Source organism: Psychrobacter raelei, from assembly GCF_022631235.3.
GTDB lineage: Bacteria > Pseudomonadota > Gammaproteobacteria > Pseudomonadales > Moraxellaceae > Psychrobacter > Psychrobacter raelei.
Genome location: NZ_CP093310.2, coordinates 954,265 through 968,978 on the forward strand (window position 1 = coordinate 954,265; position 14,714 = coordinate 968,978).

Sequence of the window (14,714 nt, forward strand, 5' to 3'; positions counted from 1 at the left end):
TTTAAAGCACAGTTATCCCAGCTATGTAGTGTCATAGGGAAGTTAATATTAAATAACGGTATAGCAGCCTAATAAAGCGAGTAAAAATGTCAGCCCATCCTATTTCAAGCTATAAAAAATCTGAACGTTTATTTGCGTTATATCAATGTTTGCCGCGTAGCAAAAAGCAGGCGCTATCATTGACAGAGCTTATGAATAAATACGCTAGCGACACTGATAACATTTCTAATCAACGTAAAAATCTTGAAAACGATTTATTTAGCTTAAACCAAATATTTACAGATATCTTTTATAGCCAAGCTTTGGTGCGGATACCGGCCTGGGGTCAAAGCATTAGCGGGCAAACCGCACGGTTTTATATCGAGCCTGATTTTAGTATCGATGCTATTAATGAGCAGACCGTATTTTTTTGGGAGATGCTTAGTAATTATACAGCCAACTATTTACCTATCTCCTTTCAGCAAACCCTTCATCATAAATTAGCGCATATTCGTAAACGTGAAAAAGTACGATTCCATCAAAGTGCATTGGGGCAGTGGCAGGAGCATCTCATAAATTTACCGAGTGTGGTACAAGCACCGGCTATCGATAACCAAGTATTAGCAGGCATACATCAGGCACTGCTGAATAAAACCCAGCTATGCATTGTTTATCAAAACAAATGGCAGCGACAGCCAAAACAAAGAGTGATTTATCCTAAAGGGCTGGTGTTTATTGACAATATGATGTATCTCACAGGGTTTAATCCTGTTGATGAGCATATTGATGATGAGGTTTTATTAAAAGCACATCGAAACTTCGCGGTTAATCGAATCAAAGAAGCGGTTGTGATTGATAAGCCCATGCCAGACTGGGTTGATAGAGATGCCTTTATGCTTACTCATTTGCATAAGTTAGGTAAGCTTGAGCCCACGAATAGCCATGAGATTAAACTGGTTCTTAAGGTTCAAAAATACGCTTGTCAGCATTTATTCGAGCGTCCCTTAGCGGATAATCAACAAATTGAGAGGATTGATGATAACTGGAATAGAGTGACAGCAACGGTTGCTAACACTCAGCGTTTAGAGGACTGGCTGGTGAGTATGTCGCAATTGGCTATGGTTGAAGCGCCAAGTGATCTAAGAGCGGCAGTTAGGGAGAGATTATTGAGTGCTATAGAACTTTATAAAGATTAAGCGCTTTGGCCGTATTAGATAAATATTAAAAAAGATATTGAGTATAAGGACTAAGCGATGATTAGCGATAAGGTTTACATCAAGAATAGCCAAGAACAGGTCTATGTCAGAGCTAAGCTATATAAACCAGATATCATCGATGATACGCCATGCGCTTTTGCTTGCGTGATTATTGATGAACAATGGAGTGAAATTTCTCTTTTAGATCTTAAGGATAAAACAGGGTGTGTGAGCCTGATAGGTATATGGACTGATAGCGATAAGGACGACACAAGTAATAAACGTTTGGAAGTCTTAAATACCGTTGATGGGGTAGTGAAGTGCCAACCAGATGAGGTACAAGCGGTTGTTGAGTTGTTAAACTCTAAACCGTCAAATGGATTATTGGCTCTGGATGCATTTGATATAAAGTTGTTATTTGAAAAAGAAGGCATTTTTGAGTTTACTCAGGTTCATCCTATAAAAATTGAATCAACTCGAGAAGAGACACTTAAAATAGTTGTAGATAAGATAATAGAGAAGCTATCTCAGCCCGCATATTTTGGCAGTATATTAATAGATTTTAATGCCCAAGATGTTCTTATAGAAGAGCTTGGCTATATCTGCGAGACCATTGAATCGACCTTGTCTGTTGATGATCATAGCCTGTTTTATCAAGCGACACATGCAAACAAGCCTGACTGTATGGGGTTTAGAGTGATTTACACTTAATTATATGGATAATTTTAATCAATTAAATTATGCTTAACTAGCAGTTAAATTAAAAAAAAGGAGCTAAACAGGCTATTAACGACATATGAATCAAAATCATACGATTGAAATTGGCTTGATTGTCTATGAGAAAGCGCAAATGGCTGCCATCCTTGGACTGACGGATTTACTGATGGTGGCCAGTAAACTCGCCGCTAAATCTCAAGATACAACCGATCTGCCTTTACAAGTCAGTCACTGGGAGATTAGCGGTGCTGAGCAGCAGCCTAAGCGCACTTTTTCGAGCAAGCCTGATAGCGTAGGAAAATTAGCAGCCATCATCATTCCACCCACGTTAGAGGCACCTATTGCAAAGCAAGCCGCCGCTCCTTGGCTTCAATGGTTAAAAGAGCAGCATTCGACAGGGACGATACTGTCATCTGTCTGCGCCGGTGCTTTTTTGTTGGGCGAGACAGGACTACTATCTAAACGTCAGGCAACCACACATTGGGGTTATGTAGAGGATTTTAAGCAGCGTTTCCCCGATGTGTATCTTGACGTGGATCGCATTATTATCGAAGACGGTGATATTGTGACCGCTGGTGGGGCAATGGCTTGGACAGATTTAGGTTTAAGAATGATTGATCGCTTTCTTGGCTCTAAAGTGATGAATGAAACCGCTCGTATGTTATTAATTGATCCCTCAAGGCGTGAGCAATGCTATTACAGCGCGTTCTCTCCAATACTCACTCATGGGGACGCGGCCATACTAAAAGTTCAGCATTGGCTGCAAAAAACCAATGCACAAGATATTGATTTGTCCACATTAGCAGGCTGTGCTGGATTAGAGGAGCGTACTTTTTTGCGTCGTTTTAATAAGGCGACGGGCATGACATCGACAGAATACTGTCAGCGATTACGCATCGGAGCAGCCAAAGACTTTCTACAATTCTCATCGTCTCCTGTTGATCACATTGCGTGGAAGGTGGGTTATGGTGATGTCAGTGCATTTCGTAAGATATTTAAGCGCCTTGTTGGGTTGACACCAAGTGAGTATCGGCGCAGATTTAATGTCAATAAGGCGTGACCTCTACGATCCATCTTATAGCCATTAAATTTATCTCACTCTCAAGGTATCAATGACGGCTCGTAGCGCAGGCGATACATTGTGATGTGGATAATATAAATGAAAGCCGCTAAAGGTATGACTGAACTCTCGCAATACATGAATGAGCTGGCCACTTTTTAATTCCTCTTTAACCATATCGATGGGCACATAGCCAATGCCCAATCCCCGTTTTGCGGCGTCAATTACAGAATAGTCAGTCGAAAATACCCATTGTCCTTGCGTCTTTAACTTATAGGGCTGACCATCAATCACAAAATCCCAATGATACATGCCACCGTTCATAAATCGATAGCCCAAACAGTTGTGATTATTCAAATCTATTGGGGTCTTAGGAAAGCCAAATTCATGGAAATAGTCCGGTGAACCTACTACAGCAATCTCCTCATCATAGTCGATACGTACCGATATCATGCCATCAGTAACCAAGCTGCCAAAGCGTACACCTGCATCAAATTGTGTGCTGATAATATCAGACAGCGCGGTATCGCTTATCAATTCTAGCTCAATATCAGGATAAAGCTGCTTAAACTTAGCTAATTTAGGCAAAAGAACTTTATCAATAGCGTATTGACTAGCACTGATCCGTACCAATCCCGCAGGCGTTTCTCGCAAATGCTTGAGTTCATCTAATTTTTTATCTAATGCGCCAAAACTTTGCTCGGCGGTCACAAATAATGCTTCACCTGCGTGTGTCAAAGACAAGCTGCGTGTGGTTCTCGTAAATAACTGTAGCCCTAAGCGCTGCTCTAATAATTTGATGGAGCGGCTCAATGCCGATTGTGATATCCCAAGTTTGATAGCAGCTTTAGTAAAACTGCTTTCTTGAGCAACCAATAAGAAAGCATGCAGCTCATTATAATTTTCTTGTTGTCGCATATTTAGAACCTGAGTGAATAAATAAAAGCTAAAAAATAGGTATTATCACGGCAATGGTAGCAGGATAAGATAATCTCATAACCACAAAGAATAGATTATAAAAAGCTTTGCTTGGTTTATAACACTACTATTTTTGCACACAATATAAGTAATCATCAGTGACGTTATTGTCTGACATTACAAAGGGTGACCAATGACTGCCTCATCAATGATAAAAAAGCTTAGCTTAGGATTACTTGTCAGTGCAACTCTCTTTGGAGCGAATCATATGGCACAGGCAACCACATCCACTCTACCACTTACACAAAAATGGGATAAAACCTTTGCTAAAAGCGACAGCGTCACACATCAAAAAGTAACCTTCAACAACCGTTATGGGCTCACTCTCGCAGCAGATCTTTATATCCCAAAAATATATAAGGGTAAAAAGCTGGCAGCATTGGCTATTAGTGGGCCTTTTGGGGCTGTGAAAGAACAAGCCTCAGGACTATATGCCCAAAAAATGGCAGAGCAGGGCTTTGTCACTATCGCCTTTGACCCTTCATATACAGGTGAAAGCAGCGGTACGCCTAGAAATGTCGCCTCACCAGATATTAATACTGAAGATTTTAGTGCAGCGATAGATTATTTGGGGTTACGTCCTGAGGTCGATAGAGATCGGATAGGCATTATTGGTATTTGCGGCTGGGGCGGCATGGGGCTCAATACGGCTGCGATGGATACCCGTATTAAAGCGGTCGCCACGACCAGCATGTACGATATGAGCCGTGCGATGGGATATGGTGTTGGTAATGGCGCTGATCGCTATGATGTGGGCGATCGTCAAGCCATGCTAAAACACCTTAATCAACAGCGCTGGGTAGACGCAAAGAATGCGCAACCTGCGACGGCCAGTCATGACCTCAATGTAGACGATAATGGCAAAGTGACCACGGCAGATAGAGTTTTGCCCGAAACCTTGGACAGTAACCCGAACCCGGTACAAAAAGAGTTCTTCGATTACTACCGCACGGATCGAGGTTTTCATAAAAATTCGGTGAACTCAAACGGCGCATGGACGGCTACGATGCCCTTGTCATTTATGAATATGCCACTGCTGAGCCATATTGATGAGATATCTCCGCGTCCCATTTTAATGATTGTTGGTGAAAACGCACACTCTCGATATTTTAGCGAAACTGCTTATCAAAAAGCCAAAGAGCCCAAAGAGCTACTTATCCTGCCCAATACTAACCATGTCGATTTGTACGATCGCATGGATAAAATCCCTTTTGATAAATTAACAGAATTTTTTCGCACAAATCTAAAATAAAAACAGAGCAACTAATGAAGCATAACAACAACCGGCTACGTGATGGCCGGTTGTTCATTTATGTTGTGGGAGACTTCTTTAGCCCGTCATATCTCTTTAAACACCGACGTTTTAAATATATTAATATCGAGAGTAGATATGTTAAACACCAAAAAAAGTGAACTAATTGAAGAGCAGCCTGCTTACTGGAGTGGGGTTTTCGCCATGACACTGTGCGTTTTTACCTTAATTGCTTCAGAGTTTATGCCAGTAAGTTTGTTAACTCCGATTACAGCAGATCTCAATGTCAGTGAAGGCATGGTGGGTCAAGGTATTGCTATTTCTGGCGCTTTTGCCGTGGTTACCAGTTTATCTATTTCTCACTTAGCAAGAAGCATGAATCGTAAAACACTATTATTGCTTTTAACGGCAATGATGGCCGTATCAGGTGTCATTATTGCATTGGCACACAGTTATATGGTTTATATGATGGGTCGAGCGTTAATTGGTATTGTGATTGGTGGTTTTTGGTCAATGTCAGCAGCGACGGCCATGCGCTTAGTACCAAGCTCGGATGTACCTCGGGCAATGGCGATTTTTAACAGCGGTAATGCACTGGCAATGGTTATTGCAGCGCCTATGGGCAGTTATCTTGGTTCCGTCATTGGTTGGCGCGGTGCGTTTCTGTGTTTGGTTCCTATCGCTATACTGGCACTTATTTGGCAGTGGATTAGCTTGCCCTCCCTACACGTTACGGTCGATCACTCAGCAAAGCAACCGACTATTTTGGGGTTATTACGCAATCCTATAGTGACCATTGGTATGCTCGCAGTCAGTTTGTTTTTTATGGGGCAATTCTCACTTTATACCTATGTAAGACCTTTTTTAGAAACCATTACCCAGGTTGATACTTCCACCCTGTCCTTGATTTTGCTTGGCATTGGGGCGATGGGTCTTATTGGAACCTGTGTTATTACTATATTTTTAGATCGCCGTTTCTATGCCACGTTAATGATTATTCCCGTTATCATGGCAGCCATTGCCGTGATGCTCACCTTATTTGGGACATCGCTTGTGGCTGTGGCCGTACTATTTGGTATATGGGGGCTTTTAGGCACAGCAGCACCTGTAGGTTGGTGGAGCTGGCTTGCTCGTACGCTTCCAAAAAATGCTGAAGCGGGTGGCGGATTGATGGTGGCTGTCATTCAGCTTGCTATTGCGGTGGGTTCGACACTGGGTGGGGTTTTATTTGATCATAACGGTTACCAAGTCACGTTTATAGCCAGTGCTGTTATTTTAGTGATTTCTGCGCTCTTAACATCACGTTTGGCGACCAATGCCGGTCATCTGGTAGAGAAGAGTTAACTTGGAGAGTGTTAACCCTACAGCTCGTCGATGCCTAGATAGCCTACCAGTCTTATTTGAACCATTTTTAAGACAGTATGGAGATGACAACTCAGGCAATATTTGAAAGCGTCAATCTCATGATTGGGGCTTTTTTTATGCCCATTTTATAAGACATTCCATATTTGAGTAAGGTGTTTTAGGGGGTAGTTATATGTTTAGGGGACAGCTACTTAAATAGACGGCTTTGACGGCAAGACAGCATAACTTAGCATAAAAAATGGTGATCATGCTAAAAGCACAATCACCATAAAAAATTATTTTAAGGCCAGCTGAAAGTTTAAACAGCAGACTTCTTATAATTTCTACGATATACACTGCGTATAACTGGCATGAACACCATTAAAATAGCCAATAACCATAATACTACTGTAATAGGACTACTCCAAAGAATACTCAGTTCGCCTTGAGAAATAGATAAAGCACGTCTTAGGTTGGACTCCATTAGCTCTCCTAATACGTAGCCTAAAATAAGTGCTGATAATGGGAAGTTTAGTTTACGTAAGAAATAACCGAATATACCAAGTGCTACCATAAAGACCAAATCAAAAGTGGTGCTATGAATAGAATATACGCCAACAAAACTGACAGCAGCAATGCCTGGTATTAATATGTAATTTGGTACATCAAGCAGTTTGGCAAACAAACCAACCAAAGGTATGTTCATAACTAACAAAATGACGTTACAGATGAACAAAGAGGCAATAAGACCCCAAACGATATCTGGCTGCTCAGTAAATAACTGCGGACCTGGCGTAATGTTATATAAGGTTAGAGCGCCCATCATAACGGCTGTCGTACCAGAACCGGGTACACCTAAAGTCAGCATGGGTACAAATGAGCCACAAGCTGAGGCATTATTTGCTGCCTCTGGTGACGCGACACCACGTAGATCACCCTCACCGAAGGTACCGGTATCACCAGCAATTTTGCGTTCACTGGCATAGGTCATGGCACTGGCAATGGTAGCCCCTGCACCTGGCAAAATACCAACCACAAAGCCCATTATACCGCTACGTAGCATAGCGCCTAGTGTAAACGTAAACTCTTTGAAGTTTAATAAGCTACGCTTACCTTGTTCAATGATCTTGTGGCCTGTAGTGGTTTTTTCGAGCAAGATTAATATTTCACTCACACTAAAGAAACCAATAACAATGGTGGTAAATTGAATACCATCAGACAGGTTGACAGAGTCAAAGGTAAAGCGGTAGATACCGGTCACGGCATCGACACCGACAGTTGCTAGACCAAGACCAATTAACGCGGCGATACCCGTTTTAACAGGTTGATCACCCACCAAACCGCTTAGGCAGGTAATCGCGAATACCATTAATACAAAGTATTCAGCGGGACCAAAAGAGATTGCCCACTTAGCTAATAAAGGGGCAAATAGTACCACGCCGATTGTCGCGATAGTGGCGCCAACAAAAGAGCTGACAGCAGATAGCGATAGTGCAATACCTGCTTTACCTTGCTTTGCCAGTGGATAACCATCCAAAGTCGTCATAATGGCACCGGCATCACCAGGTACGTTAATAAGAATGGCAGAAATACGGCCACCGTATTCACAGCCAAGGTAAACGGCTGCAAGTAGAATGAGTGCACTCTCTGGTGGTAAACCAAGCGCAAAGGCGAAAGGCAGTAATATCGCCACGCCGTTGATTGGACCAAGACCGGGCAGCATACCAACAATGGTACCTAAAAAAGCGCCGATCAGTGCAATCAGTAAATTATTTGGAGTAGATGCGATAGCAAAGCCATGCATCAAAAAATCAAAAGTATCCATATTGGCTATCCTATTATCCCTGACAACAATCCGAGTGGTAATTTGACATCTAAAAATATGTCAAATAAGACATATAAGCCAATACTGATTAAAACTGAAAAGACAAGGCTTTTTATAGGATTACCTGCAAACAGTAAGCCTAAGACAAAAGACATTATGATAGTAGAAATAATAAAGCCTAAGCCTTCAAAAATAAGACCATATACCAATAATGCGAGTGCACAAAGTACTAGGTTTTTGATGATCGGCTTAGTAAGTCCCATCTCAATAGGCTTAGTAAAACGTGCTGGGCGAAAAGCGACTACTAAAGCGCCAAATGCCAGCAATGAAAAGATTAAAATAGGGTAAGGACGAGGACCAATCGGATCATAAGCAATAGGGGCTACATAACCAATCGCTAGGTATATTAAGAATAAACTAACCAGGGCCATTATCCCAGAAAACAGACGTTCCATTGTCATAAGGAGACTCCTTGAATTTTGGGGAAAAAAGGCTGACATATTCATATTTTGTCAGCCTTTTAAAAGTACGATAAAGCTTTAGTAGTCAATCAATTAAATCAGTGAGGCTTAATGTTGCTATTTTGCTTCAGCTTCAACAAGACCATACTCAGCAGACAGTTCACGCAGCTCATCAGTACGCTTATAAACGTAGGCTTGTAGTTCTTCGCCTGTCATAGAGAATGGTAATAATTCCTGCTGCTCACGTATTTCAGCGAATTTTGGATCAACAAGCATCTTATCAAAAGCATCTTTCCACCAGTTGTAAGCACTAGGACTAACGTCTGGACCCATATAGTAACCACGAATGACCGGCCAAGTAACATCGTAGCCTTGCTCTTTGGCAGTAGGAATATCAGCCATGGTGCCACCTAGTCGTTCATCTGAAAATACTGCTAAGACACGTAATTTACCAGCAGAAGCTTGTGGCATGATTTCAGCAATACCCGCACTAACAGCTGTAATATGGTTGCCCATTACCGCTGTAATCGCTTCACCACCACCCTCCATCGCGACATAAGTCATGTCACTAGGATTGACGCCAACTGCTTTGGCTAAGATGGCAGTTTGCATCCAGTCTTGACCACCGACACTACCGCCAGCACCAAAGCTAATAGCTTTTGGATTTTTTTTGAGCTCAGCAACTAAGCCAGCCAAATCTTTAATAGGAGAATTTGCGTTGACCGCAATAGCGCCATAATCAGTACCAACACCAGCTAGCCATTTCACGTCTTTTTCAGTGAATTTACCAAACTTACCTTGCGATAAATTAAGAATAGAGCCCGTAGAGAAGGCAATGATAGCATCGCCATTGTCACGATCATTGGCAACGATTTTGTTATAAGCAACAGCGCCGACACCGCCTGGCATGTAGGTGACGCGCATAGGATCTTTTAAGATGCCAGTATCTCTTAAGCCAGCTTGTGCAAGCTTACAAGTTAAGTCAAAACCGCCGCCTGGTTTGGCAGGCGCAATACATTCTGGACGTGAAGGTGCGGTTAGCTCACTTGAGCCTTCTGCGGCAGTCGCATCTGTACTGGCAGTTTCGTTTGGCTTGTTACAAGCGGTCAAAGATAAGAGAGACAGGCCAAGAGCCAGATAGGATAATTTTTTCACACGACACTCCTTGTGTGTATTTTTACGGTAAAAATTCAGAAGAATTCTAGTCAAAATAAATAAAGGTATGACAGGTAAAGCTGGACCTTATTAACGAGGTTACTAAACTTCATCAAAATATGTTTTTTTGTCACTGCACAAAAGTAACAGAATATTTTGTAAATGACAAGAAACATATGTATGTATATATGAATTTTATAGTAATATATTGACTCAAAGATTAATTATTGGCCTTTTTTATCAGTCTAAAAAACAAAAAAATCAACTTAATCCTTATTGTTGATGGAATTTTTTTATAATTAAAACAAATAGATATAAGGGTGTTTGGTGGTGCGGATTATAAAAATGTAGTGATAGTCATAGTGATGTTAGGGGCACTATGATGTTAAGACAATGGCTCAAGCACTTATGCATTCAGTGAGAAGAATAGATATAGTAGTGGGACGTAAACTAGGGTAAGCATGTATGAGAGACACTAAAAAACCAGGGTACTTTCTACTTATGACAGGGTACTTTTTACTTATGAGTCGTTAAAAAATGAACTGGATAACTAAAATTGCGAGTATTCCAATAATAATATCTAAGGGCACAGCTTTGAATAATAGCGTATTAAAGAGCTTGTCTTTATCTATAACGACTTGAGAGGCGCCTAACATCAGACTACCTCCTGATGAGAAGGGGGAGAGTGATGAGCTTTGCGCTCCAACAACGATACATGTAAATAGTAATAAAGGGCTTAGTCCTGAGGCAACGGCTAAGGGCAGAACCATAGGAAATAAGGTGGGGGCGACTACCCCGAGTGTACTGGCAAATATCGACATAATAGCGCTAATAACAAAAACTAAAATCGGTATCATCCAGATAGGTACATTCGTACTTAGCCACTCTGTTAGCTCGTAGATGACGCCTACTTCTACTCCGAGACTAATTAACATACCGACGCCACAAATCATAATGAGAGTATTCCAGGGTATTAAAGCAATGACTGCTTTTTCATCGCCTAGTTTCAAAAATAAGCTCACTAAAGCAAAAAAAATGGCGATAAAACCAATGTCAATCCGAGCGTTCAAAAATTGAATCGCTGACACCTGTGGCATGAGTAGATTTAAAATAGGCACGATAAGTACAATAGCCATCATAATGAAAATTAGGATAAGAGATTGTTTTTGCTTGCTATCAAAGGGCTCAGGGACGGTGGTTTGAATCAATATTTTGCTATTTTTGGCATTAATCAAGCTATAACTACCCAATACGATAACAGGCATTATAAAAGTAGCAGAGAATATTCCTAAAACATAAGTAAAGGTATTGTCATTTGCGACACCTGCGCCGTGCATGAGCTCTCTAAAAATAACGCCGCTTTGTGAAGTTATAAAGTTAGCGCCAGCTAAGGCACCATAGTTAATTGATAAAGTAGCAATGACAAGATTTAAGTTGGTGCGTTTAGACAACAGCAAGATCATCGGTGCCATTGTCGCTAAAACCGTATAATAACCAGCACCTAAGCCTGCGACAATTGTGGCAACAAAGAAAATAACTAACGGTAAGAATGTAGGAAAGTGACGGCACTTATAGATCAAATAATTGCATAACTTTTCTAAAGCACCATTAGCTAAAGGAAAGTTGTAGAAAAGAGTCACAGCAAAAATAACAAAGAAAATTTTGAGAGGCCACAGTTCAATAATTTCATGAGCCTTTAATCCCATACCAAAACAGCCGATAAGATATGAAAAAGCTATCGCAAATAGGCCAATATTAATTTTGGTGGTATAGCCCAAAATGATACATACCATGATGGCGGCTACAATATAAAGAGTCACGGCTATTCCTTGACTTTAACTGTATGAATTCTATAAAAACCATAGCAGTGTTTATAGCGTAAAGAGTATTAGGGCAATATCGACAAAAATATTTCTAGACTAGAAAATCGTATGAGCCTTAAAACACAACTAAATGAGTAGAATGATAGCAAAAAAGATGAGGTTAATTAGATAAAATTGACCACCGCTACTTAGATGAGTATTAATATTAAAGTGATTTGGTATGTTCTCGCTTTTACAGTAATAAAAACGCTTGACGAGATTGAGACAGTTTATAAAAACGTATCTATTTTGGTGAAAAAAAATGTTAAATAATTTTAAAGATTTTAAAATCCCACGCTATGAGCAAGTGCGTTGGCACATACAGACATTATTGACTGAGAGTAAATGGGATGAGAATACGCCTTTACCTACAGAGCAGGAGTTTGCAGATAAGTATAAAGTATCGGTAGGAACCGTCCGTAAAGCTGTTGAAAAACTAGTAGAAGAGGGGATTTTAATAAAGCAGCAAGGCAAAGGCACTTTTTTAAAGCGTCCAGACTTTGAAAGCTCATTATTAAGGTTTTTTAAGTTCCGTGATAAAGACGCTGGCTATGGCACACCGACAGGTGTAATCAAAAAAATCATGGTAATAGACGGTATTGCTGATATTAATAAAAAACTTAATATAGGTAAAAACAAAGCTTTAATTTATATAGAACGAATGCGTATGGTTGAAGATAAAGTCTTGTTGAGTGAGAAGATTTGGTTACCTAAGAGTCGTTACGAAGCCTTTGCAACTTTAGATCCTGAAGATTTTGAGAATCTTCTCTATCCGTTTTACTATAAAAAGTGCGGCCAGTTTGTGTCATCTGCGGTAGAGACATTATTTTTTATAACTGACTATAAAGACCCTTATTTGGGCAATTCTGAGCAAGAAAGCTTGGTTAAGGTATGTCGTGTCGCTAAAAATTTAGAAGGTGAGCCTATCGAATATAGAGAGTCCTATGGGCTAGCTGAGAAGTTCAGTTATGAAATTAATATTATTTGATGGTGACTAAGCATGATTGTTTAAGCTAAGGGATATAAGATAAAAGGCAGTAACGTTAATAGGTTAGCGACTGCCAATCACTCAGCGAACATTTATATCTATTGTACTTTCAGGGTTTTGTATCGAACTGGGCGTCTATATAAAAGTAATGGTTTATGAGAACAACACATTGACGTTTCTTATTATCATTACTATGCCGCTGATGACCATTAGAATCAGCAACATTATTCTAAACTGACTAATACTCATGCCCGCCAAAAATCGTTTACCAATGATATTGCCAATAACGGCACCTAGCCCTAACACCAGACCATATACCCAAAGCTTGGTAGTGATTACGCCAAAAAAACTGTAGCTTCCTATTTGTACAATACCGACAAAAAAAGAGTTAGCAGTTTTAGTGGCAATAAGATTTTCTTTTTCTAGTCCGGCATTCATATAAAAAGGATTGAGGATAGGACCGAGACCACCTACCAACGTACTCATAAATGCGACAATAAAGCCCAAAGGGATAAAACCTACTTTTGGCATATCAAATGTTTTACTTACCTTGCCAAATTTATATTGAAAAATAGTAGAGACTAAAAAAACGCCAACCAATAACTGAATCCAGTTTGCATCTAACCGGCTAAAAACCAATGCTGCTAGCCACGCGCCTATGATGGCGCTTGGTACATAGTATTTGGTTAATGACCAATCAATAGCACTCCAGAATAAATAAAGCCGTGAGGCATTACTAATAAGAGTAGCCAGATTAATGACAGGTGGTGCAATTGCTGTCCCTATCATCGAAGAGGTGACTGGTATCAACAACATGGCACCGCCACCACCTGATACCGTAGAGATGATAAAAGCAATGATGCCAGCGACAAATAGGCCTACTAAATGCCAATGTGGGATGGTCTGCAATAGATCTAAAAAAATGCACACTATGAAATCCTATTCTAGGAGTGACACCAAATAATGATTTTTCACATAATCAATGCACAAATCCTGTGAGCACGCCACGCTTAACACAACATCATAGAACATTAAGCCACCTGTCTGCATTCAGGCATACGAAGTTTGGGCGATTAGGCCATTTAAGAGGCTGTTTATTGCTAGTGCGGTGCATCAGGTTGGTTCATAGGCTCAGCATCAATAAATGCTTTGATCGTACGACAGCGTTCATCAATGCGCATAATGTTGGGGAAAGGGGTTAAATCAACTTTGAAGCGACGCGCCGAATAGATTTGTGGAATCAAATAGCAATCGGCAAAAGTTGGGCGGTTGCCATAACAAAAATCTTCTCGAGCACTGTCTTTGGCCAATAACGTCTCAAGTGCAGTAAAACCATCAGAAATCCAGCGTTGACACCACAATAGAACCTGTTCTTCATCGACCGATAACTCGTTGCGTAAATACTGCAAGATGCGGCGGTTATTAATAGGGTGAATATCGCAGCCAACCATGGCGCTTAGTGCGCGCACTTTCATGCGGCCAGCGGCATCTTTAGGCAATAAAGGTGTTTCTGGATAGGTCTCCTCTAACCACTCTAAAATAGCCGGGCTTTGAAACAGCATTAGATCATCTGTTTGTAGCGCAGGTACCAAACCTTGCGGATTAATCGCTTTGAAGGCCGATTCTAGCTGCTCATCTTGGGCTAAGTTAACAGAGATGTTGTCATAATCTAGGCCTTTAAGGTTCATGGCAATACGCGTACGATGTGACGTACCGCTACGAAAGTAACCATATAAAGTCATCATAATTGTTCTCCTAAGTTTCTTTCTTTCAAGTGTTTAAGATAAATGACGGTTAATAATTAACGGTGACTGTTTAATCTCTTTAACCGTGTTAATAATTAATCATTGTGTATATAATTACATAATAAGTAATATGACCATGTTTTAATCAATAA

General features: G+C 40.6%; 13 protein-coding genes. 6 read left to right on the forward strand and 7 right to left on the reverse strand.

What is annotated here, in order from left to right; translation table 11 throughout:
• Window positions 1–86 precede the first annotated feature (86 nt).
• The 3 genes from MN210_RS04110 (at window position 87) to MN210_RS04120 (ending at window position 2,952) form a co-directional block, all read left to right on the forward strand.
• Window positions 87–1,175, forward strand: coding sequence for a helix-turn-helix transcriptional regulator (locus MN210_RS04110; protein ID WP_338412603.1), 1,089 nt, complete (start codon window positions 87–89; stop codon window positions 1,173–1,175).
• Window positions 1,176–1,232: 57 nt separating this feature from the next.
• The gene (locus tag MN210_RS04115) at window positions 1,233–1,886 is read left to right on the forward strand and encodes a hypothetical protein (protein ID WP_338412604.1); all 654 of its coding nucleotides are present in this window, start codon (window positions 1,233–1,235) and stop codon (window positions 1,884–1,886) included.
• Window positions 1,887–1,971: 85 nt separating this feature from the next.
• Complete coding sequence (locus MN210_RS04120) at window positions 1,972–2,952, forward strand: GlxA family transcriptional regulator (protein ID WP_338412605.1); 981 nt, start codon at window positions 1,972–1,974, stop codon at window positions 2,950–2,952.
• A 30-nt stretch (window positions 2,953–2,982) separates the two neighbouring features.
• On the opposite strand, the gene MN210_RS04125 is transcribed toward MN210_RS04120, so the two are convergent.
• The gene (locus MN210_RS04125) at window positions 2,983–3,870 is read right to left on the reverse strand and encodes a LysR family transcriptional regulator (RefSeq protein ID WP_241879303.1); all 888 of its coding nucleotides are present in this window, start codon (window positions 3,868–3,870) and stop codon (window positions 2,983–2,985) included.
• A 268-nt stretch (window positions 3,871–4,138) separates the two neighbouring features.
• On the opposite strand from MN210_RS04125, the gene MN210_RS04130 reads away from it, so the two are divergent.
• Window positions 4,139–5,182, forward strand: a complete 1,044-nt coding sequence (locus tag MN210_RS04130) for an alpha/beta hydrolase (RefSeq protein WP_338412606.1) — start codon at window positions 4,139–4,141, stop codon at window positions 5,180–5,182.
• Between the two features lie 138 nt (window positions 5,183–5,320).
• Window positions 5,321–6,526, forward strand: a complete 1,206-nt coding sequence (locus MN210_RS04135; protein ID WP_338412607.1) for an MFS transporter — start codon at window positions 5,321–5,323, stop codon at window positions 6,524–6,526.
• A gap of 319 nt (window positions 6,527–6,845) precedes the next feature.
• Here MN210_RS04135 and MN210_RS04140 read toward each other — a convergent pair whose 3' ends face one another.
• The 4 genes from MN210_RS04140 to MN210_RS04155 all read right to left on the reverse strand — a co-directional run bounded on the left by MN210_RS04140 (window position 6,846) and on the right by MN210_RS04155 (window position 11,787).
• Complete coding sequence (locus tag MN210_RS04140; protein WP_201543810.1) at window positions 6,846–8,351, reverse strand: tripartite tricarboxylate transporter permease; 1,506 nt, start codon at window positions 8,349–8,351, stop codon at window positions 6,846–6,848.
• Window positions 8,352–8,356: 5 nt separating this feature from the next.
• Window positions 8,357–8,812, reverse strand: coding sequence for a tripartite tricarboxylate transporter TctB family protein (locus MN210_RS04145; protein ID WP_201543809.1), 456 nt, complete (start codon window positions 8,810–8,812; stop codon window positions 8,357–8,359).
• A 117-nt stretch (window positions 8,813–8,929) separates the two neighbouring features.
• The gene (locus tag MN210_RS04150) at window positions 8,930–9,967 is read right to left on the reverse strand and encodes a Bug family tripartite tricarboxylate transporter substrate binding protein (RefSeq protein WP_201543808.1); all 1,038 of its coding nucleotides are present in this window, start codon (window positions 9,965–9,967) and stop codon (window positions 8,930–8,932) included.
• A gap of 530 nt (window positions 9,968–10,497) precedes the next feature.
• Window positions 10,498–11,787, reverse strand: a complete 1,290-nt coding sequence (locus tag MN210_RS04155; RefSeq protein WP_338412608.1) for an SLC13 family permease — start codon at window positions 11,785–11,787, stop codon at window positions 10,498–10,500.
• A gap of 304 nt (window positions 11,788–12,091) precedes the next feature.
• Between MN210_RS04155 and MN210_RS04160 the strand changes: the two genes are divergently transcribed.
• On the forward strand, window positions 12,092–12,817 hold the full coding sequence (locus tag MN210_RS04160; protein ID WP_011960008.1) for a GntR family transcriptional regulator: 726 nt from the start codon (window positions 12,092–12,094) through the stop codon (window positions 12,815–12,817).
• Between the two features lie 153 nt (window positions 12,818–12,970).
• On the opposite strand, the gene MN210_RS04165 is transcribed toward MN210_RS04160, so the two are convergent.
• Both MN210_RS04165 and maiA read right to left on the reverse strand, forming a co-directional pair.
• Complete coding sequence (locus MN210_RS04165) at window positions 12,971–13,747, reverse strand: sulfite exporter TauE/SafE family protein (RefSeq protein WP_425605633.1); 777 nt, start codon at window positions 13,745–13,747, stop codon at window positions 12,971–12,973.
• Between the two features lie 170 nt (window positions 13,748–13,917).
• A complete protein-coding gene (gene maiA, locus MN210_RS04170) occupies window positions 13,918–14,559 on the reverse strand; it encodes a maleylacetoacetate isomerase (protein WP_241879687.1) in 642 nt (213 codons plus the stop codon).
• Window positions 14,560–14,714: the final 155 nt, after the last annotated feature.